This is a genomic window from Streptomyces blattellae, assembly GCF_009709555.1.
GTDB classification, from domain to species: Bacteria; Actinomycetota; Actinomycetes; order Streptomycetales; family Streptomycetaceae; genus Streptomyces; species Streptomyces blattellae.
The window spans coordinates 1-23,035 of record NZ_WJBG01000121.1 but is presented as its reverse complement, the minus strand read 5'-3'; the positions used below and the strand labels follow the sequence as shown (position 1 = coordinate 23,035).

General features: G+C 70.0%; 18 protein-coding genes and 2 pseudogenes. 9 read left to right on the top strand and 11 right to left on the bottom strand.

Annotation, left to right across the window (positions count from 1 at the left end):
• The first annotated feature begins 158 nt into the window (after positions 1-158).
• Both GFH49_RS10530 and GFH49_RS10525 read left to right on the top strand, forming a co-directional pair.
• On the top strand, positions 159-1,616 hold the full coding sequence (locus tag GFH49_RS10530; protein WP_155055568.1) for an aldehyde dehydrogenase: 1,458 nt from the start codon (positions 159-161) through the stop codon (positions 1,614-1,616).
• A gap of 2 nt (positions 1,617-1,618) precedes the next feature.
• A complete protein-coding gene (locus GFH49_RS10525; RefSeq protein WP_155055567.1) occupies positions 1,619-1,891 on the top strand; it encodes a ferredoxin in 273 nt (90 codons plus the stop codon).
• Here the strand turns inward: GFH49_RS10525 and GFH49_RS10520 are convergent.
• Positions 1,845-5,510, bottom strand: a complete 3,666-nt coding sequence (locus GFH49_RS10520) for an NACHT domain-containing protein (protein ID WP_155055566.1) — start codon at positions 5,508-5,510, stop codon at positions 1,845-1,847. The genes GFH49_RS10525 and GFH49_RS10520 overlap by 47 nt on opposite strands.
• Positions 5,511-5,675: 165 nt before the next feature.
• Between GFH49_RS10520 and GFH49_RS39320 the strand changes: the two genes are divergently transcribed.
• Positions 5,676-5,849 (top strand): hypothetical protein, encoded by a 174-nt coding sequence (locus tag GFH49_RS39320; protein ID WP_196217925.1) that lies wholly within the window; start codon positions 5,676-5,678, stop codon positions 5,847-5,849.
• Between the two features lie 354 nt (positions 5,850-6,203).
• On the opposite strand, the gene GFH49_RS10515 is transcribed toward GFH49_RS39320, so the two are convergent.
• A complete protein-coding gene (locus GFH49_RS10515; RefSeq protein WP_155055565.1) occupies positions 6,204-6,818 on the bottom strand; it encodes a TetR family transcriptional regulator in 615 nt (204 codons plus the stop codon).
• A gap of 223 nt (positions 6,819-7,041) precedes the next feature.
• On the opposite strand from GFH49_RS10515, the gene GFH49_RS10510 reads away from it, so the two are divergent.
• From GFH49_RS10510 to GFH49_RS10500, 3 genes are read left to right on the top strand one after another with little or no spacing between them, the layout of a single operon-like run.
• Positions 7,042-8,481: a glycosyltransferase family 4 protein gene (locus GFH49_RS10510; RefSeq protein WP_155055564.1), complete on the top strand. Its 1,440-nt coding sequence runs from the start codon at positions 7,042-7,044 to the stop codon at positions 8,479-8,481.
• Positions 8,475-9,224, top strand: a complete 750-nt coding sequence (locus tag GFH49_RS10505; RefSeq protein WP_155055563.1) for a class I SAM-dependent methyltransferase — start codon at positions 8,475-8,477, stop codon at positions 9,222-9,224. Before GFH49_RS10510 ends, GFH49_RS10505 begins: the two co-directional genes overlap by 7 nt.
• Positions 9,221-10,291, top strand: coding sequence for a prenyltransferase/squalene oxidase repeat-containing protein (locus tag GFH49_RS10500; protein ID WP_155055562.1), 1,071 nt, complete (start codon positions 9,221-9,223; stop codon positions 10,289-10,291). The genes GFH49_RS10505 and GFH49_RS10500 overlap by 4 nt, the downstream gene beginning before the upstream one ends.
• A 186-nt stretch (positions 10,292-10,477) precedes the next feature.
• On the opposite strand, the gene GFH49_RS10495 is transcribed toward GFH49_RS10500, so the two are convergent.
• The 6 genes from GFH49_RS10495 to GFH49_RS10470 form a co-directional block, all read right to left on the bottom strand.
• Positions 10,478-10,765 (bottom strand): hypothetical protein, encoded by a 288-nt coding sequence (locus tag GFH49_RS10495; protein WP_155055561.1) that lies wholly within the window; start codon positions 10,763-10,765, stop codon positions 10,478-10,480.
• Positions 10,766-10,807: 42 nt separating this feature from the next.
• Entirely contained in the window at positions 10,808-11,842 is a 1,035-nt protein-coding gene (locus GFH49_RS10490; protein ID WP_155055560.1) for an LLM class F420-dependent oxidoreductase, read from the bottom strand.
• Between the two features lie 105 nt (positions 11,843-11,947).
• Positions 11,948-12,775, bottom strand: coding sequence for a hypothetical protein (locus tag GFH49_RS10485; RefSeq protein WP_155055559.1), 828 nt, complete (start codon positions 12,773-12,775; stop codon positions 11,948-11,950).
• A 158-nt stretch (positions 12,776-12,933) separates the two neighbouring features.
• On the bottom strand, positions 12,934-13,893 hold the full coding sequence (locus tag GFH49_RS10480; protein WP_155055558.1) for an N-acetylmuramoyl-L-alanine amidase: 960 nt from the start codon (positions 13,891-13,893) through the stop codon (positions 12,934-12,936).
• Positions 13,894-13,934: 41 nt separating this feature from the next.
• Entirely contained in the window at positions 13,935-14,585 is a 651-nt protein-coding gene (locus GFH49_RS10475) for a class I SAM-dependent methyltransferase (protein WP_155055557.1), read from the bottom strand.
• 262 nt (positions 14,586-14,847) lie between these two features.
• Positions 14,848-16,593 (bottom strand): MFS transporter, encoded by a 1,746-nt coding sequence (locus GFH49_RS10470; protein ID WP_155055556.1) that lies wholly within the window; start codon positions 16,591-16,593, stop codon positions 14,848-14,850.
• Between the two features lie 485 nt (positions 16,594-17,078).
• Here GFH49_RS10470 and GFH49_RS10465 point away from each other — a divergent pair, with 485 nt between their 5' ends.
• Positions 17,079-18,497, top strand: coding sequence for an MFS transporter (locus GFH49_RS10465; RefSeq protein ID WP_196217924.1), 1,419 nt, complete (start codon positions 17,079-17,081; stop codon positions 18,495-18,497).
• A 102-nt stretch (positions 18,498-18,599) separates the two neighbouring features.
• Here GFH49_RS10465 and GFH49_RS10460 read toward each other — a convergent pair whose 3' ends face one another.
• Entirely contained in the window at positions 18,600-19,544 is a 945-nt protein-coding gene (locus GFH49_RS10460) for a hypothetical protein (protein ID WP_155055554.1), read from the bottom strand.
• Positions 19,545-19,801: 257 nt separating this feature from the next.
• On the opposite strand from GFH49_RS10460, the pseudogene GFH49_RS40010 reads away from it, so the two are divergent.
• Positions 19,802-20,083: pseudogene (locus GFH49_RS40010) on the top strand (hypothetical protein); the annotation flags it as partial.
• 371 nt (positions 20,084-20,454) lie between these two features.
• Here the strand turns inward: GFH49_RS40010 and GFH49_RS10455 are convergent.
• The gene (locus tag GFH49_RS10455) at positions 20,455-20,664 is read right to left on the bottom strand and encodes a DUF397 domain-containing protein (protein ID WP_155055553.1); all 210 of its coding nucleotides are present in this window, start codon (positions 20,662-20,664) and stop codon (positions 20,455-20,457) included.
• Positions 20,661-21,326: pseudogene (locus GFH49_RS10450) on the bottom strand (DUF5753 domain-containing protein); the annotation flags it as partial. The gene GFH49_RS10455 and the pseudogene GFH49_RS10450, both read right to left, overlap by 4 nt.
• Before the next feature lie 133 nt (positions 21,327-21,459).
• On the opposite strand from GFH49_RS10450, the gene GFH49_RS10445 reads away from it, so the two are divergent.
• A complete protein-coding gene (locus tag GFH49_RS10445; RefSeq protein ID WP_456243052.1) occupies positions 21,460-22,887 on the top strand; it encodes an IS1182 family transposase in 1,428 nt (475 codons plus the stop codon).
• Positions 22,888-23,035: the final 148 nt, after the last annotated feature.

The window sequence follows — 23,035 nt, the reverse complement described above, 5'->3', positions numbered from 1 at the left end:
CCGTCCTGGCTTCGCCTCGACTGCCGTCCGTTGCCGTCCGTCTGCTGCTGTGCCCGCCGTCCTCACGACCATTGCTCACTATAACTAGAACTGGTATCAGTTCTGAAACAGCGTCAGAAACCAAGGAAACCGCTCCAGCTCCGCAGGAGGCGTCGGCCATGACCGAGCTCGTGGAACACGGACAGCTGTTCATCGGCGGGGAGTTGACCGACCCCCTGGGCGAGGACGTCATCGAGGTGATCTCGCCGCATACGGAACAGGTCATCGGACGCGTGCCGCACGCGTCGAAGGCGGACGTGGACCGGGCCGTCGCCGCCGCGCGCACCGCGTTCGACGAGGGCCCCTGGCCGCGGATGCCGCTGGACGAGCGGATCGCGGTGGTCTCCCGGATCAAGGACGCGATCGCCGTACGGCACGAGGAGATCGCCCGCGTGATCTCCTCCGAGAACGGATCGCCGTACTCCTGGAGCGTTCTCGCGCAGGCGCTCGGCGCGATGATGGTGTGGGACGCGGCGATCACCGTCGCGCGGGACTATGTGTACGAGGAGACGCGCACCGGCGCGCTCGGCCGGATCCTCGTCCGCCGCGAGCCCGTCGGGGTCGTCGCGGCCGTCGTCCCCTGGAACGTCCCGCAGTTCGTCGCCGCCTCCAAGCTCGCGCCCGCGCTGCTCACCGGCTGCACGGCCGTCCTCAAGCCGTCGCCCGAGTCGCCGCTGGACGCGTACATCCTCGGCGAGATCACCAAGGAGGCCGGGCTGCCGGAGGGCGTGCTGTCGATCGTGCCCGCCGGCCGCGAGGTCAGCGAGTACCTGGTCGGGCACCCCGGCGTCGACAAGGTCGCCTTCACCGGCTCGGTGGCCGCGGGGAAGCGGGTGATGGAGGTGGCCGCACGCAACCTCACCCGCGTGACGCTGGAACTGGGCGGCAAGTCGGCGGCCGTGGTGCTGCCGGACGCGGACGTCGAGACGGCGGTCGCCGGGATCGTCCCCGCGGCCTGGATGAACAACGGGCAGGCCTGCGTCGCCCAGACCCGCATCCTGCTGCCGCGCTCCCGCTACGACGAGTTCGCCGAGGCCTTCGCCGCCGCCGCGGGCGCGCTGGTGGTCGGCGACCCGCTGGACACGGCGACCCAGGTCGGCCCGCTGGTGGCGCGGCGCCAGCAGCAGCGCAACCTCGACTACATCCGCATCGGCCAGGAGGAGGGCGCCAAGATCCTCACCGGCGGCGGGCGTCCGGCGGGACTGGAGCAGGGCTGGTACGTCGAGCCGACGCTCTTCGGCGATGTCGACAACTCGATGCGGATCGCCCGGGAGGAGATCTTCGGGCCCGTGATCTGCCTCCTCCCGTACGGCGACGAGACCGAGGCCCTGAAGATCGCGAACGACTCCGACTACGGGCTGTCCGGCAGCGTCTGGACGGCGGACGTCGAGCACGGCATCGAGGTCGCGCGACAGGTCCGTACCGGCACGTACTCGGTGAACACCTTCAGCCTCGACATGCTGGGCCCCTTCGGCGGCTACAAGAACTCCGGACTCGGGCGGGAGTTCGGCCCGGAGGGCTACGGCGAGTACCTCGAACACAAGATGATCCATCTCCCGGCGGGCTGGGAGGCGTAGCGATGGGGGCACCTCCCGCGCGAGCGAAGTCGAGCGTGGGGGCGGGCGACCGCTGGCAGGTCGAGGTCGACCGCTCCGTCTGCATCGGCTCCGCCCAGTGCGTCCACCACGCCCCGGCCGGCTTCCGCCTCGACCCCGGCCGGCAGTCCCACCCCGTCGCCCCCGAGACGGACGCCAGCGAACAGGTCCTGGAGGCGGCGGAGGGCTGCCCGGTGGAGGCCATCGTGATCACGCTGCTGGGGAGCGGGGAGCCGGTTTTTCCGCCGGAGGAGTAGGGCCGCGCCAGACCCGCTCGACCTCCAGGAACTCGGCCTCGTGGGCGCCTTTCGGCAGCACCGCCCGCAGCGGGCGCAGGTCCGAGGGGCGCAGGAGGCCGAAGGCTTCGTGGGGAAGGGCGCTGAGGATCTCGGGAGCGTGGGTAGAGAGCCAGTCGCCGAGGTCGAGTTCGGATGCGAGACGGAGGAGTCCGATGAGGGCTTCGGGGCGGGTCGCGGCGGTGTGCGGAAGGTCGAGACCGGCGAGCAGAGTGTCGAGCATGCGGGCTGCGGCATTGCCGTGCAGGGAGCCTGCCCAGCGCCAGGTGTGCGTGGAGTGGCCCAGGTGCCCGAGCTCTTCGGGGGTGAAACTCCGGCTGTCCTGCGGGAGTTCGGGCTCGACGAAGAACCTGCGGACGATGTTGAGTGCATCGGCCAGGAGGGGGCTGCCGCGCTCCAGGGCGTCACGGACACAGCGCAGGAGCAGTTGCCTCATCGCATCGGTGGCGAGGCCTGTTCTGCTGAGGGGCCACTGCAGTCGGTGCAGCACCTGAGACAGGGCGCTGTCGGGCATCGAGGGGGCGTCGTGGACCAGCTGACGCAGCACCGCCTCCAGATAGACGACTGCCTCCAGGTCCACCGGGCGGCCCAACTGGTCCAGGCACATGGCGTAGAGCTCAGGAAGGGCCAGGGGCATCTCCGGGTCCCTGACGAGCAGAGCGACGAGAGTCTGAGCTTGCGTCCGGGTGGTCGGCCGGACACCGTCGGCGGCGGTGGGGAACTGGACAAGCAGCGGATAGCTGGTGTGCAGGAGCAACTCGATGTCGGCGTCCCCCGTGAACATGGCCCGTCTGATCACAGCATCGACGTGACGCGTGGGGTAGAACAGCAGCGGTGTGCTCCAGCGGAGTTCGTGGTGGGCGAGCGGTCCCCGCTCCATGCTGATGAGCATGTCCGGGGTGTGTCGGACAGGCCGGTTCGGATCGTGTGGCGGATTGCGGTGGAGGCTGAGCGTCGAACACAGCAGATCCCATGACTCCGGGGACATCTGTGCCTGCCACCCCAACGCATGCCGACGCCAGGCCGCAACCAAGTCCCCCGAGGACTTGAGGAGTTGCGAGGCATAGACCTCGTCGCACGCGAGCACCGCGACCAGCAGCAGGTTGGCCTCGTACACCGAGTCCCGGTACGTCCGCGTCTTCCGGACCGGTGCATACCCCACCTCCGTACGGTGCCCGGGACCGCCCCACGCGGCTGCCCTGAACAACTCGAAGAGAGAGTCCACCAGTTCGGCCCTCGCTCGTTCCCCGGGCCAGGCCGTCAGCATGCTCCTCAGATTCTGCATGGTCTGCGCCCGGTCAGTGAGCGGGGTGAAGGAGAGCAGGGCGTACAACTCGCCGTCATCCAAGGGGTCTGGCCCGGCAAGCCGACGTAGCGCCTCGTCGATCAGCCGCGCCGCCAAGTGCTCGCCGAAGGTCGCATGCAGGAACTCGTAGCTGCGCAGTCGTTCTTCCGTGACGACGGCTTGCGCCTCGTGCACGAAGAAGAACCGCCCGAAAAGCAGCCCTGCCCCGGAGCCCGCGGAGCCTTCGCCCAGCGACCGCAGGTCCCGGTCCGCTTCCTCGCCGCCGATGGACTGGGCACCGCGCTGGAACATGCCGAGTGCGATCACGGACAGACGGCGCAGCTCGCGTTCGACGGCGACCGACCGCTCGGCCGGCGGCAGCGGGCCGTCCTTGTCGACCTGGCGGCGGACGAACTCCGTGAGCAGCCGGTCGTACAGCTGTGTGCGGCTGATGCCCTGGTCGCGCAGCCGGTGCAGCGCGTTGCCGACCGAGTCGTACAGCGCGAGCATGAGCAGCAGCAGAGGCTGGGCCGCCAGGTCCCGGTGCGGTAAGACAACCTGAGGCGTCAGCGGTTTGAGGCCGTGCAGGTTCTGGTAGTCCGCGTTCGTGGTGTTCCAGATCGTCAGCCACCGCTCGATCTCCGGCTCCGCGAACGGCTCCAGGCGCAACACCTGGCTGTTGCGGGGGATGTCCGCGCGGTCGGCGACCACCGTGCGGCTCGTCACGATCACGATCAGCGGACGGCCGAGTTCCGACTCGCGTCTCTGGAAATCTTCGACCTCGCGCAGATATCCCCACTGCCGTCTGGAATCCAGGCGCCGAGCGCCCGCCTGGAGCAACTCGTCGAATCCGTCCAGCAGCACCACTGGGATCACCCCGGGCTCGGCCTCCGACCATTCCGGCCAGCTCACCGACCGTCCCGTGGACCGCTTCAGGGCGTGCTCCAACTGCGTCTGCACATCCGCCTCGGCAGGCGTGTACCTCAGCTCGATCCGGAGCGGACGGAATTCGCCGACCGGGAGCCGGGCCGCCAGGAGCCGGGTCAGCAGCGACTTGCCGACGCCGGGGTGGCCCAGCACGAGCAGCGGGGAGAGCAGGGCGGGGAGACCGAGCAGGTACGCGGCGAAGAAGTGCTCGCCGGTGTCGTACAAGGGCTGCCGCACCCACCACTTGTCCGAGGCGACGCCCTGCGTGAAGCCCTCCGGCCGTTGCAGGGGGGCCAGCCGGAAGCGCGGATTGACGTATCCCTGCGCCAGGCTCGGCAGCAGGGGGCCTGGAGAGTCGAGGGAGGCGATCGGATCGCGCAGCCGGGTCCGGGCGGCCGGGAAGGGCGTGCCCTGGCCCGCGCATTCGGCCAGCAGAACCTCCAGTCCGGCCAGCCCGATTCCATCCGGCTTATCCGCCGTGGCCCGCACGACGGTGCCGCGCGGGGCGAACGTGAGGGCGAACTCCGGGCAGTGCAAAGACAGTTGGGTGATCAACCGGACACAGCGCTCGTAGCGGTCCCGTTGTCGGGTATCACCGGTGCCGCCGACGTCGTCAGTGTGTGGTCGGGCGGGATCCGACGGCTCCTGCGGTTGGAGCGCTTTGCGCGTCAGGAGCCGGACGAAATCCACGGCCCCCATCTGGGACAGATGGTCCGCGCACTGGGTCAGAGCCTCCGCCAGCGCCACCCGGGCGGCCCAGAGCAGGGCGCTGCGGGCGAGGCCGTGGACGGCTCGCACCCGTTGCGGGAAACCGTCCAGCAGGGCGTCCAGGACGAAGGACGGGCGGCCGTCCGAGTGTGCCGGCTGGCCGTCCGAGTGTGTCGGCTCCAGCAGCGCGTCCGCCGTGTCCAGCAGCTCCGGACGGCCGTCGGCCAGCAGGCGCACCGCGTCGTCCACGCCCATGTCCAGGCAGCCGGCTGCGTCGAGGGTGGGCGAGGCGGCGGGGACGGGAGGGGGAGACGGGACGAAAGGGGTGGTGAGGGGCCCGGGTGCGGGCACCGTACGTGCGCGTTCCACGGCACGTTCCAACTCGTCGTACCGCTCCCGCCACCACTTCACGTCCAGGCGGAGCCGCCCCACTCCCGGACCGGACCGCACCGCGTACCGCTCGGAGCACAGGCAGACGATCAACCGCACGTCGTCCCATTCCGGAGCAGTCCGTCGTCTCCCGCCCAGCAGTTCCGAAACCGAGCTGGCGCCCCGGCCGAGGGTCTGTGCGATATCCGCCTGCGGTACACCGCAGGCGCGCACCAGGCGGCGCAGCTCGAAGCAGAAGTCCGCGACGGGACCCGTGGGGGATGCGGTCAACTCCTGGCCCCTTCGGTGTGGTTCGGTGGACACCTCAGAAGCGTAGGGCCTGACCTGCGTCTTCCGTCGTGAGTTCGGCGGGAGCCGGGATCGGGCCGGGGTGCGGTGCGGGCGGGAGATGGTCATGGCGCAAACCGTCGGCCACCGCCGTACCTGGAGGAACTCATGACCTTCCCGTCGCTTTCCCTGTCCGCCCTGTGCGCGATCGTGCTCGTCTTCGGCGCGGTCTACGGGGGTGTCGTGCTGCCCGCAGTGTGGTCGAGTCGGCCGGCCCGGCGGCTCGCGGCCCTCAAGGTACTCACCGAACTCCTTGCCGCCCTCCGCCGCCGAAGGCGATGAGGCGGTTTCCCGGAACCGGCCTCCGTGAGCGGGTGCTTACGCGTGTCCGGGACGAGGAGCGGAGCGGGGTGTGGTGGTGCGACGCGGCGGCGTGTCGCGTGTCCGGTTTCGGCTGGAAAATCATGAATCCAGCGGTTCTTTTTCCGGGCAGGTGTTCTACTCTGGTAATAGGCCTACGGGATGAGTGAGGGAGTCCAACCGGAGTAGCCGACTCTGGCGGGAGTCGAAGGTCTCCGCCGGTGCCGACGTCGACGGTTGGGCTGAGAGGCCTGAGGGCAGTAGCAGGGCCTGAAGGCGACCCCCAGCCACCTGATCCGGACCATGCCGGCGAAGGGAACCCGTCTCGTAGGTCGTTCACGTGTGCTCGGGGTCCGTCAGGTCGATGAGCCTGCACACCGTCTCGATGTCGATCTTCACCTGGGCGATGGAGGCACGGCCCGAGAGCCAGGTGATCAGGGCCGAGTGCCAGGTGTGCTCGATGACGCGGACGGCGGAGAGCTGCTCGGGGGTGGGGTTGTCCAGTCCCATCGCGTCGAGGATGATCACAGTCGTCTGGCGGGACACCTGGTCGACCTCGGGTGAGACGCTGCGGTCCGCGAACGTCAGGGCGCGGACCATCGCGTCGGCGAGATGCGGCTCGCGCTGCAGGGCGCGGAACGCCCGCATCAGGGTCTCCGCGACCCGTTCCGCCGCCGTCCGTCCGGTCGGCGGCTTCTTCCGCAGCGTGCCGTGCATGTGCTCCAGCTGGTCCTGCATGGTGGCGACCAGCAGATGCACCTTGGACGGGAAGTACCGGTACAGCGTGCCGAGCGCCACCTGCGAGGACTCCGCGACCTCCCGCATCTGCACCGCGTCGAAACCGCCCCGGCTCGCCAGCTGTGCGCTCGCGTGCAGGATGCGGCGGCGGCGTGCCTCCTGCCGCTGGGTGAGAGGCGGGGAGGCGGGTGAGGTACTGGCGTCCGCAGGCATGGGTCGTCCCGTTCCGTGACAGTCCGTGAAGGCGTGCGATCAGACAGCATGGCAGGCTCGGCGCGGTCGCGCCGCCGTGGCGTGAATCACCTGATCCTCCGCTCACAGTGGCCCTACCTGCCGGTAGATTCAGAGCCTCCTGAACGATCAAGTCTGAAACTTGTTCTAGATTAGCGTCCCGGCGTAGTCTCGCGGGACAGCGCTGTGGAGGAGGGGGCCCAGAGTGACCGCTGAGGCCAGTCAGGCGGGGTCCGAGGAGGATTCGGCAGCCGACGGCGGGCGACCGCTCCGTATCGCGCTCCTCACCTACAAAGGGAACCCGTTCTGCGGCGGCCAGGGCGTCTACGTACGGCACCTCTCCCGCGAACTCGCCCGCCTCGGCCACCGGGTCGAGGTCATCGGCGCGCAGCCGTACCCGGTCCTGGACGAGGGCTACGACGGCCTGAGCCTCACGGAACTCCCCAGCCTCGACCTCTACCGCCACCCGGACCCCTTCCGGACCCCCCGGCGCGACGAGTACCGCGACTGGATCGACGCGCTCGAAGTCGCCACGATGTGGACCGGCGGCTTCCCCGAGCCGCTCACCTTCTCCCTGCGGGCCCGCCGTCATCTCCGCGCCCGGCGCGGCGAGTTCGACGTCGTCCACGACAACCAGACCCTGGGCTACGGTCTGTTGGGCGACGTGGGCGCCCCCCTCGTCACCACCATCCACCACCCGATCACGGTGGACCGGCAGTTGGAGCTGGACGCCGCCGACAGCCGGCGGCAGCGGTGGTCCAAGCGCCGCTGGTACGGCTTCACCCGCATGCAGAAGCGGGTCGCGCGCCGCCTGCCGTCCGTGCTCACCGTCTCCGGCACCTCACGCCAGGAGATCGTCGACCATCTCGGCGTACCCGAGGACCGTGTCCACGTCGTCCACATCGGCGCCGACACCGACCTGTTCTCGCCGAATTCCGCGGTGCGGCAGGTGCCGGGGCGGATCGTGACGACGTCCAGCGCGGACGTGCCGCTCAAGGGCCTGGTGTTCCTGGTCGAGGCCCTGGCGAAGGTCCGCACGGAACACCCCGGCGCGCATGTCGTCGTCGTGGGCAAGCGCCCCGCGGAGGGGCTGGTCGCCCAGGCCGTCGAGCGCTACGGCCTCGAAGGCGCCGTCCAGTTCGTCAAGGGCATCTCCGACGCCGAACTCGTCGACCTGGTCCGCTCGGCCCAGGTCGCCTGCGTGCCGTCCCTGTACGAGGGCTTCTCCCTCCCCGCGGCGGAGGCGATGGCCACGGGCACGCCGCTGCTCGCCACGACCGGCGGTGCGATCCCGGAGGTCGCCGGGCGCGACGGCGAGACGTGCCTCGCGGTACCGCCGGGAGAGGCGGGGGCGTTGGCGGCGGGGCTGAGCCGGCTGCTGGGCGACCCGGAGCTGAGGGCACGGCTCGGCGGGGCCGGACGTGAGCGCGTGCTACGGCACTTCACCTGGGCGCGCGCCGCCGAGGGCACGGTGGCCCGGTACCGCGAGGCCATCGCCCGATCCGCGGACGGCGACCACGGAGGTTCCAGCCGCTCCGCGCCGCCCCGGATACCCGGCCGCTCCGCGCCGCCCCGGATACCCGGCCGCTCCGCGGCCGCAACGAACACTGACGGTGTCTACTCCGAAAGCAGGGCCACGTGCTGACCGTCGACTTCTCCCGGTTCCCGCTCGCCCCGGGCGACCGTGTCCTGGACCTCGGCTGCGGGGCCGGCCGGCACGCGTTCGAGTGCTATCGGCGGGGTGCGCGGGTCGTGGCGCTCGACCGGAACGGTGCGGAGATCCGCGAGGTCGCGCAGTGGTTCGCCGCGATGAAGGAGGCGGGGGAGGCGCCGGAGGGGGCCACCGCGACCGCCGTGGAGGGGGACGCCCTCGCGCTGCCCTTCCCGGACGAGTCCTTCGACGTCGTGATCATCTCCGAGGTGATGGAGCACATCCCGGACGACAAGGGCGTACTCGCGGAGATGGTGCGCGTGCTGAAGCCCGGCGGCCGGATCGCGGTCACCGTCCCCCGCTACGGCCCCGAGAAGGTCTGCTGGGCCCTGTCCGACGCCTACCACGAGGTCGAGGGCGGACACATCCGCATCTACAAGGCGGACGAACTGACCGGGAGGATCAGGGAGGCGGGGCTCAGGCCGTACGGCAGCCACCACGCCCACGCCCTCCACAGCCCCTACTGGTGGCTCAAGTGCGCGTTCGGCGTGGACAACGACAGGGCGCTGCCGGTCAGGGCGTACCACAAGCTGCTGGTCTGGGACATCATGAAGAAGCCCCTGGCGACGAGGGTCGCCGAGCAGGCGCTCAATCCGCTGATCGGCAAGAGTCTCGTGGTCTACGCGACCAAGCCCCACCTCCCGCGTCTGGCCGAAGCCGGGGTGGCCGCCAAGTGACCACCCCCCGGACAGAACACCTCGTCCTGCCCGGGGTCCTCACCGCGGAGGAGGCCGCCGCGACCGTCGCCGGCATCCTCGCCGTGCAGCGGGAGGACGGCGCGATCCCGTGGTTCCGGGGGCATCACCTCGACCCGTGGGACCACGTCGAGGCGGCGATGGGCCTGGACGCGGCGGGTGAACACGAGGCCGCCGAGCGGGCGTACCTGTGGCTGGCGACCCATCAGAACGAGGACGGCTCGTGGTACGCGGCCTACCACGACGGCGATCCCGGCGCGGCCACCGACCGGGGCCGCGAGACCAACTTCGTCGCCTATACGGCCGTAGGCGTCTGGCACCACTACCTGGCGACCGGCGACGACACGTTCCTGGACCGCATGTGGCCCGTCGTCCACGCGGCGATCGAGTTCGTGCTCCGCCTCCAGCAGCCGGGCGGGCAGATCGGCTGGAAGCGCGAGGACGACGGCACCGGCGTGAACGACGCGCTGCTGACCGGGAGTTCGTCGATCCATCACGCCCTGCGCTGTGCCCTGGCGATCGCCGACCAGCGTGAGGAGCCGCAGCCGGACTGGGAGTTGGCGGTCGGCGCGCTGCGGCATGCGATACGGCTCCATCCCGAGCGGTTCCTCGACAAGGACCGCTACTCGATGGACTGGTACTACCCGGTGCTGGGCGGCGCGGTGACCGGTGCGGAGGCCAAGTCCCGGATCGAGGCGGACTGGGACCGCTTCGTCGTACCGGGTCTCGGGGTGCGCTGCGTCGTCCCCAACCCGTGGGTGACGGGCGGGGAGTCGGCCGAACTCGCCCTGACGCTCTGGGCGATGGGCGAGTCCGACCACGCGCTGGACATCCTGCAGTCGATCCAGCACCTGCGGGATCCGGAGACCGGCCTGTACTGGACGGGCTACGTGTTCGAGGACCGCGCCGTCTGGCCCCGGGAGCTGACCGCCTGGACTGCCGGCTCCCTCCTCCTCGCGGTCGCCGCGCTCGGCGGCCACGAGGCCACCTGCGCGGTGTTCGGCGGGGACCGCCTGCCGAGGGGGCTGGACCCCGACTGCTGCGGCTGAGCTCCGCTGGAACTGCGGTGCTTCGTCTGCGGGCCCGTAGTGGCTGGTCACTCCCCCACGCTCGGACAACCTCGCGCGGGGGGACCCCCGTCGCGGCGGTAGCCGCACATCGACACAGCCCCGCGCCCCTTCGTGGCGCCGCCGAACTCCACCGGGCTTCGCGGGACCCGCTCAAGGCCCGTCCGCTCAGTGCCGTCCGATCCGGCCGGCGATGGCGTGGCCCACGAAGAGGTACACGATCGCCGCGAGGCCGTATCCGCAGACGACCCGCGCCCATTCCTCGTCGAAGGTGAACAGATCGTGCGACCAGCCGGCGAGCCAGCGGGCCGTGTCATGGACGAACTGCACCAGGTCGTTCGCGCGGTTCGCGTCCAGCAGGTACATCAGGATCCATAGCCCGAGGATGCCGGCCATGGTGTTCGCGACGATCGCGATGACCGTCGCGGCCTGATTGGAGCCACGGCTAGGAGACATACCATGCAGATTGCCCTTGAACTCTGAATCAAACCAGGCGGCCTACGAGTTCAGCTCGGCCAGCGCCCGCAAGGACCGCCGGTCCGGAGCCAGCGCCAACAAGTCCGTCACCGGCCCCTTCCGCCACAACTCCAGCCGCTCGGCGATCCGTTCACGCGGCCCGACCAGGGAGATCTCGTCGGCGAAGGCGTCGGGGACGGCGAGTACGGCCTCCTCCCGCCGCCCCTCAAGGAACAGCCGCTGAATCCGCCGCGCCTCCTCCTCGTACCCCATCCGCGCCATCAGGTCGGCGTGGAAGTTGCGGGAGGCGTGGCCCATGCCGCCGATGTAGAAGCCGAGCATCGTCTTGACGGGGAGGAGCCCTTCGGCGAGGTCGTCACAGACGTGGACCCGGGCCATGGGGGCGACGTGGAAGTGGCATGTGCTCGATCCCTCGCGGGCATCGGGCAGGTCGGCCAGCGACTCCGCGTACACCTCGGGGCGGGTCGGCGACCAGTACAGCGGCAGCCAGCCGTCGGCGATCCGGATCGTCTGCGCGACGTTCTTCGGCCCTTCCGCGCCCAGCAGGACGGGGAGTTCCGGGCGCAGGGGATGGGTGATGGGCTTGAGGGGTTTGCCGAGCCCCGTGCCGTCGGCGCCGCGGTAGGGATGGGAGTGGAAGCGCCCGTCGAGCGCGACGGGTGCCTCGCGGCGCATGACCTGCCGTACGACGTCGACGTACTCCCGGGTCGCGGTCAGCGGCGACTTCGGGAACGGACGGCCGTACCAGCCCTCCACCACCTGCGGCCCGGACAGCCCGAGCCCGAGCATCATCCGCCCGCCGGAGAGATGGTCGAGGGTGAGCGCGTGCATGGCGGTGGTGGTGGGCGACCGCGCCGCCATCTGCGCGACGGCCGTACCCAGCTTGATCGTCGACGTGTGCGCGGCGATCCAGGTGAGCGGCGTGAAGGCGTCCGACCCCCAGGACTCCGCCGTCCACACGGAGTCGTAGCCGAGCCGCTCGGCCTCCTGGGCGAGCGGCACATGGTCGGGGGAGGGGCCGCGGCCCCAGTAGCCGAGTGCGAGTCCGAGCCGCATGCGCGCCCCTTCTGACGGACCGTCAGACTGCTTCCGGGCTGCGACTGTACGACAACGGCCCCTCACCGGGAAGGGCGAGGGGCCGTCGTACGACTGCTTGCGGGGTCAGCCGCGCTGAATACCCGAGGTGTCCTGCAGCACGCCCCGACGGCCGTCCTGCGTCTGCGCGACAAGACCCGGACCGCGCTGCTCGACGGCCAGGTACCAGGTCCCCGGCGCGAGTTCGGCGATCGGCGTCTGCGAACCGTCCTCCGCGAACAGCGGGCGCGGCACGGGCACGGCGAACCAGAACGGCGAGAAGTCCCCGGCCGGCTGGGGCTGGGAGGCCTGCGGCTGCTGGGCGCCGTACGGCTGCCCCGGCTGCGGCTGACCGCCGTAGGGCTGGCCGGGCTGTCCCGCCTGGCCCACCTGACCCGGCTGCGGGGCGCCAGCGCCCGGGTAGCCGTAGCCGCCGGGGGGCTGGGCGCCGTAGGGCTGGGGGGCGGCGGGGCGGGGAGCCGGGAGGAGGGCGGCCTGGAGGGCGGGGACCAGCGGACCGGCGATGGCGCCGGCGGCGAGGAGGAGGGCGGCGATCAGGCCGAGGATGAGGCCGGAGCCCAGTTCGACGTCGGCCCCGTCGGTGTTGATCGACCCCACCGGGTCGATGATCGTCCAGAACGCGGTCCATGCGGCGAAGACCGTCAGTGCGACGCCGACCTGGCCCAGCTCCAGCCCGACGACTTTCCGGGGCTGCGGCAGCGCGCGGGCGACGACGATCAGGACCGCGCCGGCGATGCCGCCGACGTACATGCTCATCAGCATGCCGAGGTTGTCCCAGGCGTTGGGGATGTCGCTGCCTTCGCCGCCGTAAGTGGCGAGGAACGACGCGATGAACAGCAACACCGCTGCTCCGATCACCACGCCGTCGCCTCTAGTGAGGGAACGGATATTCACTTCAGGTCCTTCGTAGGTCGTCTCGTCGTGGGTAGAGGCGTCGCTGTCACCATGTCGCCAAAAGGCCCCGGTGTGAAGCGCGGGGATGGCCCCTCATCGTACGGACGACACTATCGTCCGCCCGGCCGGGGTGTCCGCAGGGAGCAACCCCCTGAGCACTACCCCCGCAGAAAACTCATGATTCCCTCAGAGATCCCTTGCGCCGCCTTCTGCCGCCATGCGCCGCTTGTCAACCGCGCCGCGTCCTTGCTGTCGCGCATGTTGCCGCATTCGATGAACACCTTGGGAACCGTTGACAGATTGAGACCGCCGAGGTCCTTACGCGTGACGAGTCCGGTGCCGTCGCCGATGTAGTTGGAGGGCGCGCTGCCCGTGAAGCGTACGAAGTCGCCCACGATGCGTTCGCCGAGATCGCGCGAGGGGGCGACGATGGGGCGGGTGTCGGCGGCGCCGGCGTCCACCGCGCCCGGCAGGATCACATGAAAGCCGCGGTTGCCGGTCCCGGAGCCGTCCGCGTGGAGGGAGACGACGGCGTCGGCGCGGGCGTCGTTGCCGATGCGGGCGCGTTCGTCGATGCAGGGGCCGAAGGGCCGGTCGCCGTCCTGGGTCAACTTCACCGTGGCGCCCTGTGCTTCCAGCACCGTGCGCATGCGGTGGGCCACGTCGAGCGTGAACTCGGCTTCCGGGTAACCGGTGTTGGTGGAAGTGCCCGTAGTGTCGCACTCCTTCATGCTCGTCCCGATATCCACCTTGCGGTTGATCTCGGACGTGTGCTGGAAGTTGCCGGGGTTGTGGCCCGGGTCGATGACGACGACCTTGCCCTTGAGGGGACCGGAGGTGGCGGGCGCGGAGGCGGAGCCGGTGGTGGAGCCCGTGGTGGGGGCCGAGTTCTGCTTCTCGTCGTCGGCGGCGGAGCCATCGGCGGGCGCGAAGAGGCCGCCCGATTCCGAGGACGCCCCCGTCGGCCGGTCCGCGCCGCCGTCCGATCCGCCCACCGCCTCATACACCAGCCACCCCAGCAGCGCGCCCGGCACGAGCGCGGCGACGGCGACGGTCAAGGGCCCGCGGCGGGAGCGGCGGGGGCGGGGCGGTTCGAAGTCAGGGCCTGCGTACGACACGTCAGCAACCCTATCCAGCGTCAGCGACTCTTACCGGGCCCTCAGATCCCTGCGCCCGTTCGCCGCAGCACGCGCAGTGAGTCGGTCACCGATTCCTCCGTGAAGGCGCCGGACGCGAGCGCCCGGAGGTGGACGCGGTACGGGGCCTGGCCGGTGAACTCGTCCGCCGGCTCCGGGAAGACGTCGTGGATGAGGAGCAGGCCGCCGACGGCCACATGGGGGGCCCAGCCCTCGTAGTCGGCGCCCGCGTGCTCGTCGGTGTGGCCGCCGTCGATGAAGACGAGGCCGAGGGGGGAGTTCCAGACCTTCGCGATCTGCGGGGAACGGCCGACCAGGGCGACCACGTGCTCCTCCAGCCGGGCGCGGTGCAGGGTCCGGCGGAAGGCCGGCAGCGTGTCCATCACACCCAGTTCGGGGTCGACCGTCTCCGGGTCGTGGTAGTCCCAGCCGGGCTGCTGCTCCTCGCTGCCCCGGTGGTGGTCGACGGTGAGCGCGGTCACGCCCGCTGCGCGGGCCGCGTCGGCGAGCAGGATCGTGGAGCGCCCGCAGTACGTCCCGACCTCAAGGAGAGGCAGGCCGAGCCGCGCGGCCCCCACCGCCGCCGCGTACAGGGCCAGGCCCTCGTTCATGGGCATGAACCCCTTGGCCGCCTCGAACGCGGCGAGGATGTCGGGCTTCGGTGCCGTGGTCATGGGGCCCTTCGGTCGTACGTGCGTCTGGGCCGCCCATGGTGCCGTACCCCCTGGTCGGCGGGCGACAGGGGGTACGGCGGGGTGGATCAGGACGCGCCGGAGATGTCGAGCCGGTTCGTCTTTATGCGGGTGGTGTCGAATCTTATGCGCGTGATGTCGAACTCCGGGACGACCCAGAACCTGCCCGGGGCATACTCGTCGGCCATGGGGTATCGGCCATGGGGTATCGGCCATGGGGGAGTTGTCCCGGCCCGGGGATCGCTCAGGACACGGAGACCGTCTCCCCCGGCAGCGACAGATCCACATCGACCGCGCGGTCGTCGCCCGCGTGGGTCGCGGACGAGGCGAGCGGACCATGACCGGCGGCCTTCGCCGCCAGGACGTACGAGCCCTGGACAGGGACGGTCAGGGCGTAGCTGCCGTCGTCGCCGGAGAGCGTCGCGCCGGCCTGCCGGCCCCGGCGGTCGATCAGCGTGACCCTGGCGCGCGCGACCGGTGCGCCCTCCGCGTCGAGGACGCGGCCACGGAAGCCACGGAAGCCGCGCAGCGCCTCCTCGGCACGCTCGATGGCCGCGTTCTCCTCGCTGCTCGCGCGCAGCTGCGAGGCGTGGTTGCTCTTGGGCAGGAACAGGGCCATCAACAGGCCGATCGCCACCGCACCGGCCGCGATCAGGAAGGAGACCCGGAAGCCGTGCATGGTCGGGATCTCGACGCCGTTCACGGTGTTCCCGGTGTTGGCCAGCACCATGCCGACCACAGCGCTCGACAGGGACGTGCCGATGGAACGCATCAGAGTGTTGAGGCCGTTGGCCGCGCCCGTCTCCGAGGCCGGGACCGCGCCCATGATCAGCGCGGGCAGGGAGGAGTAGGCGAGACCGATGCCCGTGCCGAGGATCGCCGAGATGACAGCGCTCTGCCAGGGGGCGCTCATCAGGCCGAGGCCGGAGGTGTAGGCGACGGCGATGATCAGCAGGCCGAGGATCAGGGTCGCCTTGGGTCCGTACCTCGCCGAGAGGCGGGCGTAGACGGGCGCGATCACCATCATCGCCAGGCCCAGCGGGGCGATCAGCAGGCCCGCGACGACCATGGACTGGCCGAGGCCGTAGCCGGTCGACTTCGGAAGCTGCGCCAGCTGGGGAAGGACGAGCGAGATGACGTAGAGGCTGACACCGACCGTGACGGCCGTGAGGTTGGCGAAGAGGACGGCCGGACGCGCGGAGATGCGCAGATCCACCAGCGGGGCCTTGATCCGCAGCTCCATCACGCCCCAGAGGACGAGCACGACCACCGACGCGCCGAGCAGGCCGAGCGTGCTGCCGGACGTCCAGCCCCAGTCGCTGCCCTTGGTGATCGGCAGGAGGAAGAGGACGAGGCCGGTGGAGAGGCCGAGCGAGCCCAGCAGGTCGAAGGAGCCCTCCGCGCGCGTCGGGGATTCGGGTACGAAGCGGAGGGTGATGATGATCGAGAGCGTGCCGATGCCGGCGGAGCCGTAGAACAGGGCGTGCCAGTCGGCGTTCTGGGCGACCAGGGCCGACGCGGGCAGGCCGAGGCCGCTGCCGATGCCGATCGAGGAGCTCATCAGGGCCATCGCCGAACCGAGCTTCTCGCGGGGGAGTATGTCGCGCATCAGACCGATGCCGAGGGGGATCGCGCCCATCGCGAAGCCCTGCAGCGCACGGCCGACGATCATGGGGAGCAGGGTGCTGGTGAAGGCGCTGATCAGCGCGCCGACCACCATCACGCCGAGGCTGACGATCATCATGCGCCGCTTGCCGTACAGGTCGCCGAGCCGGCCGGTGATCGGCGTGGCCACGGCTCCCGCGAGCAGCGTCGAGGTCACGACCCAGGTCGCGTTGCTGGACGAGGTGTCCAGCAGCTGCGGCAGGTCCTTGAGGACGGGGACGAGCAGGGTCTGCATCACCGAGACGACGATGCCCGTGAAGGCGAGCACCGGGACGACGGCGCCGGAGGCTCTCCGGGCGGGCTGTTCGGTCGACATGTGTGTCATGTGAGGAGGCCTCCGGGCCTGAGCAGAGGGAGGGCGAGCTTGCGGGATACGTGCAAGCTGAACCCCGTACGCCTGGGCAACTATTCCGATTACTTTGCCATACTAACGACTTCTTGGCTCGGCTGATGTCGACTCGATCACCCGTCAGCGGTTCCGGAGCCGCGGCAGCGGTCCTGTGAGCTGTGTCGGCGCAGCGGTTCCGGGCGCTGTGTCAGCTGCTTTTGGGAGCTACGGCAGCCGTTCTGTGAGCTGTGTCAGCTGGTCCGGTGAGCTGCGGCAGAGGCCCTGTGAGCTTCGTCACCGGTCCTTACGGCTTACGGTCTCTGCGGCTTGCCTCAGAGGTCTCTGCGGCTTGCTTCAGAGGTCTCTGCGGCTTGCTTCAGCGGTTTCTGCGGCTGCTTCAGCGGTCCTACGACCTACGGCCGAGAGGCGGGTGGCGCGAAATCCCGATGCAAGGGTGTAACCGGGTTGAGAGCATGACGCCCATGCTCCGAGCCGCTGACGCCACCCCGATAGCCGGTCGTACCTCGCCCCCCGCCTGGCTGGTGGTGGCGCTCGCGTGTGCCGGGCAGTTCCTCGTCGTACTCGACGTCTCCGTCGTGAACGTGGCGCTGCCCTCGATGCGGGCCGATCTGGGGCTGAGCGCCTCCGGCCTGCAATGGGTGGTGAACGCCTACTCGATCGCCTTCGCCGGGTTCATGCTGCTCGGCGGACGAGCCGGTGACCTCTACGGCCGCAAGCGGATGTTCCTCGCGGGGCTCGGCCTGTTCACCCTGGCCTCCCTGGCCGGCGGACTGGCCCAGGAGGAGTGGGAACTGCTGGTGGCGCGGGCCGTGCAGGGCCTGGGTGCGGCGGTCCTGGCACCCGCGACGCTGACGATCGTGACATCGGCCGTGCCGGAAGGACCGGCGCGGGCGCGGGCGATCGCGACATGGACGGCGGTGGGCGCGGGCGGCGGAGCGGCGGGCGGACTCGTCGGCGGAGTGCTCGTGGACGCCTTGTCGTGGCGGTGGGTACTGCTGATCAATGTGCCGGTGGGTGCGGTGGTGCTGATCGGCTCCCTGCTGTGGCTCGCGGAGAGCCGGGCCGGGGACGGGCGGCGCCTCGACCTGCCGGGCGCACTGCTGGTGACCGCGGGGCTGGGGAGTCTGGCGTACGGCATCGCCCAGACCGAGGCCGAGGGGTGGACGGCGTCGCCCACCCTCGTCCCGCTGCTCGCCGGGCTCGCGCTGATCGGGCTGTTCCTTGTCGTCGAGGCGCGTACGGCGGCTCCGTTGATGCCGCTCGCACTGCTCCGGGTGCGGTCGGTGGCCGCGGCGAACGCGGCGATGTTCCTGAGTGGCTCGGCGATGTTCGGCATGTGGTTCTTCATGACGCTGTACGCGCAGAACGTACGGGGCTACTCGCCGTTGGAGGCCGGGCTCGCGCTGGTGCCGAGTTCCCTGGCGGTGGTTGTCAGCGCGCAGATCGCGCCCCGCTTCATGCCCGTGATCGGGGCCCGCACTCTGGCCGTCCTGGGCACGCTGGTGGGAGCCGCCGGGTTCGGCTGGCAGTCGACGCTGACCACCGACGGGCCCTACGTCACCGCCATCATGCTCCCGGGGATCCTGATGATGCTGGGCGCGGGCCTGGCGATCACCCCGCTCGCCTCGCTGGCCACCTCGGGGGCGGCCGCGGGGGAGGCGGGAGTGGTCTCGGGGCTGGTCAACACCTCGCGGACGATGGGGGGTTCGCTGGGGCTCGCGGTCATGTCGACGATCGCGGCGGCGCGTTCGGCGGGGAGCGTTGCGCCGGAGGCGCTGACGGAGGGCTACGCGCTGGCGTTTCGCGTGAGTGCGGGGGTGCTGGTGGCGGCGGCGGTGCTGATGGTGGTGTGGCTGCCGGGGAGGAAGTCCGGGCGGTGAGCGGAAATCCGGGCGGTGAGAGAAGATCCTGCTCTGGTGGAGGGGCCCGTGAACTGTTCATCCGTTGCCGACACCCTGAGCGTGTTCACCGCGTGGTGTGGATTACCCGCCACGGCGGGGGATCACCGTCGACCAGTGCAGCCCGTAGCCGAGCAGGACGACCGTCATCCCACGCCACTGGTCAGTCGTCGTCACATCCGATGTCACCGAAAGCCGGTCGGCGAGGGTGAGCCAGATCTCGGCGTACTTCCTCGGGAACGGGCGAGACCTCAGGGCTGTTGGTTCCTCATCCAGGCTCGGCAGTCCGGGCACCGGTCGTGGCCGGCCGGCGATTCTCGCGTCTCGCTCACCCCGCATCCCCCGCAGCCCCTCCTCCAGCATCTCTCGGGGAAGCCATGGATCGTAGTAAGAGCTTGTGGGCATTTCGATCGAGTCGCTCATTTCGGATAAAAGTTCATCAATGGTCCTCCACTCCCTCTCTGACCATGGTCCGAGGCCAATACTGTGCTGGAGGAGCAGCCTGACCCGGCCGGCCACCGCTGCGTCGATCATCGTGCACATCGCCTCGAACCGTTGGTCCCGGCGTGAGTCCTGGTCGCGCAGCCCCACCAGCGACAGAGCCCGCCCGTCACCATTGCGCATGTGCAGGCGGAAGACGACACGCCTCCGCGAAGAGTGGTCGGACGACGACGCCTGGTACTCGGCATGGACGACCCGGTCCAGGGTGACTCGCCGGTGACGCCAGAAGGGGAACGGACACCACAGCCGGGTGAGCGTCACCGTCCATCCGTCGAAAGCCACCCGCGCCAGGCCACGCCGCACGCTTACCTTCGACGGTACCGGCCCCAGCCGATACAGCAGACCGCAGGTCAGGCAGCGAGCCAGGTCCGCCGCAGCCGGATGCGGCGTCAGGGCGGCACATGACGGGCAGGTGGAGCGGGCATCGGCCGGCTCCCGCAGCGCCGCGGTGAACACCTGGCCGAGTTGGCAGCCGCCGCAACGTAAAAAGCGGCTCTCTACACGTTCCCAGTCCGGTTCGGTCTCCACGCGGCCACCGAAGCCCGGATAGTGCATGGAATTCGGCCCCAGCAACCCGCAACCCGAGCACCGGATGTATGCGGCCCACCACCTGGGCGCACTCGTATCCCCACCACTTCGCATTCCCGTTCTCTAGCGCGCCCCGGCGAATGCTGTCCAGCAACCGCTGTCGGTCGGTCGGTGACGGCGCCAAGAGCGTCGCGGTCGGCGCGGCGGAGCGCACAAGGCATCTGCCACGACAGCCTGAACGCCGCTATGGTGCAGCCGTGATCGGCTCCACGCTGCCCCTGCTGTTCCTCGATGTCGATGGCCCCCTCATTCCCTTCGGGGCGACACGCGAACAGCTTCCCGACGGCTACCCGACCTATGAGACCGCGCGAAGGCCACGCGCAACCGACAACCCGCTCATCACCAGGATCAATCCCGCACTCGGGCCCCGGCTGCTCGCCCTCCCCGGCACGCTGGTGTGGGCCACCACGTGGATGTCCGACGCAAACGACAGCATCGCCCCCTGGCTCGGCCTGCCGGAGTTGCCCGTTGCTAACCCTCTTGCGCAACCCCCCGGTACTGGCAGGAGGAAACGCGCAGGTCAACCGTGCCGTGAGGGGGCAACCCGTCTTGACCGCGTGCGCCTACGGGCAGCACCGTCCGGCTGTACTGCTCGCCGTATACGCGCCCGGACGTTCGTCTACGGAGCCACGGAAGACGGCGCGTACGCCCTCCCGGACCCGCCCAAGGATCTGCGGTTCGAGACTCGGCACGCCGCGCGCCTCGACTCCGGGCAGCGTGATCAAAGCCCCGCCATACCTCCCAACTCGGGGAGTGTGGCGGGGCTTTCGTCGTCTAGTGGGCACAGCAAAGCCCCACCATGCCGGGCACGGTGGGGCTGTCGTGAACGTGTACAGGTCGGCTCGACTCGTCAGACGTTGTTGAACTCTTCACCCTTGACGCTCGCCACGAAGGAAGCGAACGAGTCGGCACGGAGCGCCAGCACGGGACCAGTCGGGTTCTTGGAATCACGGACGGGAACCACACCGCGCGTAGCGATGAGGTTTGCGGCGACCTCGATGCAGTCGCCGCCGTTGCTGCTGTAGGAGGACGTGAACCACTGCGGGTCTTCGGTCGTCACGGGGTGCCCTTTCGAAGCTGTTCGATCATGGCCACGGAAGCCGCTTGGGGCATCGCTTCGGCCTGTAGCTGATGGTAGGCCGTCAGCATGGGCAGTACGAGCCCGGTATTCCGGTCTAGGTGACCCTGCATCGCGGACTCTGCGTACGCGATCATCGAACGGTCGGCAAGCGTGACCAGCCTGACGGGTAGGTCAAAGGGTCGTCGCTCGCCGAGTTCGTACGGGGCGACTTGGAGCACGGTGTTCGGCAGCTCGGCGAACGCTACGAGCTTGTCCAACTGGGCAGCCATGACCCCCGGCCCGCCGACCGGTCGCCGGATACAGCTTTCGTCCAGCACCGCGTAGACGAACGGCGGGGGTGTCCGTTCTAGCGAAGCTTGCCGCTCGGCGAGAAGAGTTAGCCGTTCCTCTGCCTGTTGCTCCGTGATTGCGCCCCGTCGCACGGCACCCGTGGCGATTGCTGCCGCGTACTCCGGAGTCTGGAGCAAGCCCGGAACGATCCCGAGTTCAAAGAGTCTGATCTCTGCGGCTCGTACCTCCTGCCTCACGTACTCCGGGAACCCCTCCAATAAGGCCGTGTTCTGTAGTGCGCTCACCATGCGCTGGAACTTGTCGCCAGTACCGAACGCCCTGTCAGCACTTGTCGCAAAGCGGCTAGGAGCGTGTCTCAGTAACGGGCAACCCGCCTATGGTTCGTGATCATTGGTGCGGGATGATCACGGTATGCATGGTGGGGATGGGCTGTTCGAGGTCGAGCCGGTCGAGAAGAAGCGGCCGATGGGTCCTGCGGTGGCGGTGGACAAGACGTTCCGGGCGTTCGACCCGCATCAGGTCCTGCTGCTGCCGCCGTCGCTGGATGACTGGCTGCCCGAGGACCACCCGGCCCGGTTCGTCGCCGACCTGGTCGACGAGGTGCTCGACCTCGGACCGGTCCTGGCGGACTACACCGAAAAGCGCGGCTACCCGCCCTACGACCCCCGGCTGATGGTGCGGCTGCTGATCTACGGCTACACCACCGGGGTGCGCTCCTCCCGGGCGATCGAGCGCCGCATGGCCGACGACGTCGCGTTCCGGTTCCTGGCCGCCGGCCAGGCCCCCGACTTCCGCTCGATCGCCCGGTTCCGCCGCCGCCACCTGGACGCACTGGCCGGTCTGTTCACCCAGTCGCTGCACCTGGCCATGCGACTCGGCCTGGTCAAGATGGGCCGCGTCGCGCTGGACGGCACCAAGCTGGAGGCCAGTGCCTCCAAGCACAAGGCGATGAGCTACGGCCGCCTGGTCGACAAGGAAGAGCGGATCGAGGCCGAGATCGCCCAGCTGGAAGCGAAGGCCCAGGCACTGCTGGCCGACGCGGAGGCCGCCGACGAAGCCGAGGACCAGGTCTTCGGCGTGGACGGCAAGGAGGTGGACCTGCCCGCCGAACTGGACCGGCGTGAAAAGCGCCTGGCGAAGCTGCAGGCCGCCCGCGCGCAGATCGAGGCCGAGGCCGCCGACAAGGCCCGCAAGCATGCCGAGGACAAGGAACGCCGCCGTCAGCAGCGCGCCGGCACCAGTGATGAGCAGGCCGTCACCGACGCCGGCGAGGCGACCGCCGCCAGGGCCCGGCCCAAGCCCAAGGCGCAGGCCAACTTCACCGATCCCGACTCGCGGATCATGAAGAACAGCGACGGCGCCTACATCCAGGCCTACAACGCGCAGGCCGTAGTCGACGAGGAACACCAGGTCATCACCGCCGCCGACGTGACGTGCAACCCCTCGGACGCGCTGAACTACACCCTGATGCTTGACCAGTCCGCGGCGAACACCGGCGCCCACCCCAAGCAGGCGCTGGTCGACGCCGGATACTGCTCGGAAGCCAACCTCGAAGCCGCCAAGGACCGCCAACTGGCCTGCGGCACCGACACGTTCATGGCCACCGGCCGACTGGCCCACGACGAGCAGGTTCCGCCCGCTCCACGCGGACGCATCCCCAAGGACGCCACGCTGAAGGAGCGCATGGCCCGCAAGCTGCGGACCAAGCCCGGCCGGGCCGCCTACGCCCGCCGCAAGGCCATCGTCGAACCCGTCTTCGGACAGATCATGACCTGCCACAACGGCCGCCGGCTCCTCCTGCGCGGCGAAGACGGCGCCCGCGGCGAGTGGCGACTGCTTGCCGCCTGCCACAACCTCCGCAAGATCTTCCGCCACGCCGGACCGACCGGCCTCGCCGCCGCGGCCGACTGACCAACCGGGCCGCCCCGGCCACCGCGGGCCGAAATCCCGGCCCGACCGACCCGCCCGTCGGCCCCACAGGCGCTGACCGGACCACCGCGACCGATCCCGCCGATCACGACCTCCCGGCCAGTTGCCCGTTACTGAGACACGCTCCTAG

What these genes read in the sequence shown, in the direction of transcription:
- GFH49_RS10525 (WP_155055567.1), top strand. Translation starts at nt 1,619, where the DNA reads ATGGGGGCACCTCCCGCGCGAGCGAAGTCGAGCGTGGGGGCGGGCGAC.
- GFH49_RS10490 (WP_155055560.1), bottom strand. Translation starts at nt 11,842, where the DNA reads ATGCGGCTCGGACTCGCACTCGGCTACTGGGGCCGCGGCCCCTCCCCC.
- GFH49_RS10495 (WP_155055561.1), bottom strand. Translation starts at nt 10,765, where the DNA reads ATGTCTCCTAGCCGTGGCTCCAATCAGGCCGCGACGGTCATCGCGATC.
- GFH49_RS10465 (WP_196217924.1), top strand. Translation starts at nt 17,079, where the DNA reads ATGCTCCGAGCCGCTGACGCCACCCCGATAGCCGGTCGTACCTCGCCC.
- GFH49_RS10530 (WP_155055568.1), top strand. Translation starts at nt 159, where the DNA reads ATGACCGAGCTCGTGGAACACGGACAGCTGTTCATCGGCGGGGAGTTG.
- GFH49_RS10470 (WP_155055556.1), bottom strand. Translation starts at nt 16,593, where the DNA reads ATGACACACATGTCGACCGAACAGCCCGCCCGGAGAGCCTCCGGCGCC.
- GFH49_RS10475 (WP_155055557.1), bottom strand. Translation starts at nt 14,585, where the DNA reads ATGACCACGGCACCGAAGCCCGACATCCTCGCCGCGTTCGAGGCGGCC.
- GFH49_RS10515 (WP_155055565.1), bottom strand. Translation starts at nt 6,818, where the DNA reads ATGCCTGCGGACGCCAGTACCTCACCCGCCTCCCCGCCTCTCACCCAG.
- GFH49_RS39320 (WP_196217925.1), top strand. Translation starts at nt 5,676, where the DNA reads ATGACCTTCCCGTCGCTTTCCCTGTCCGCCCTGTGCGCGATCGTGCTC.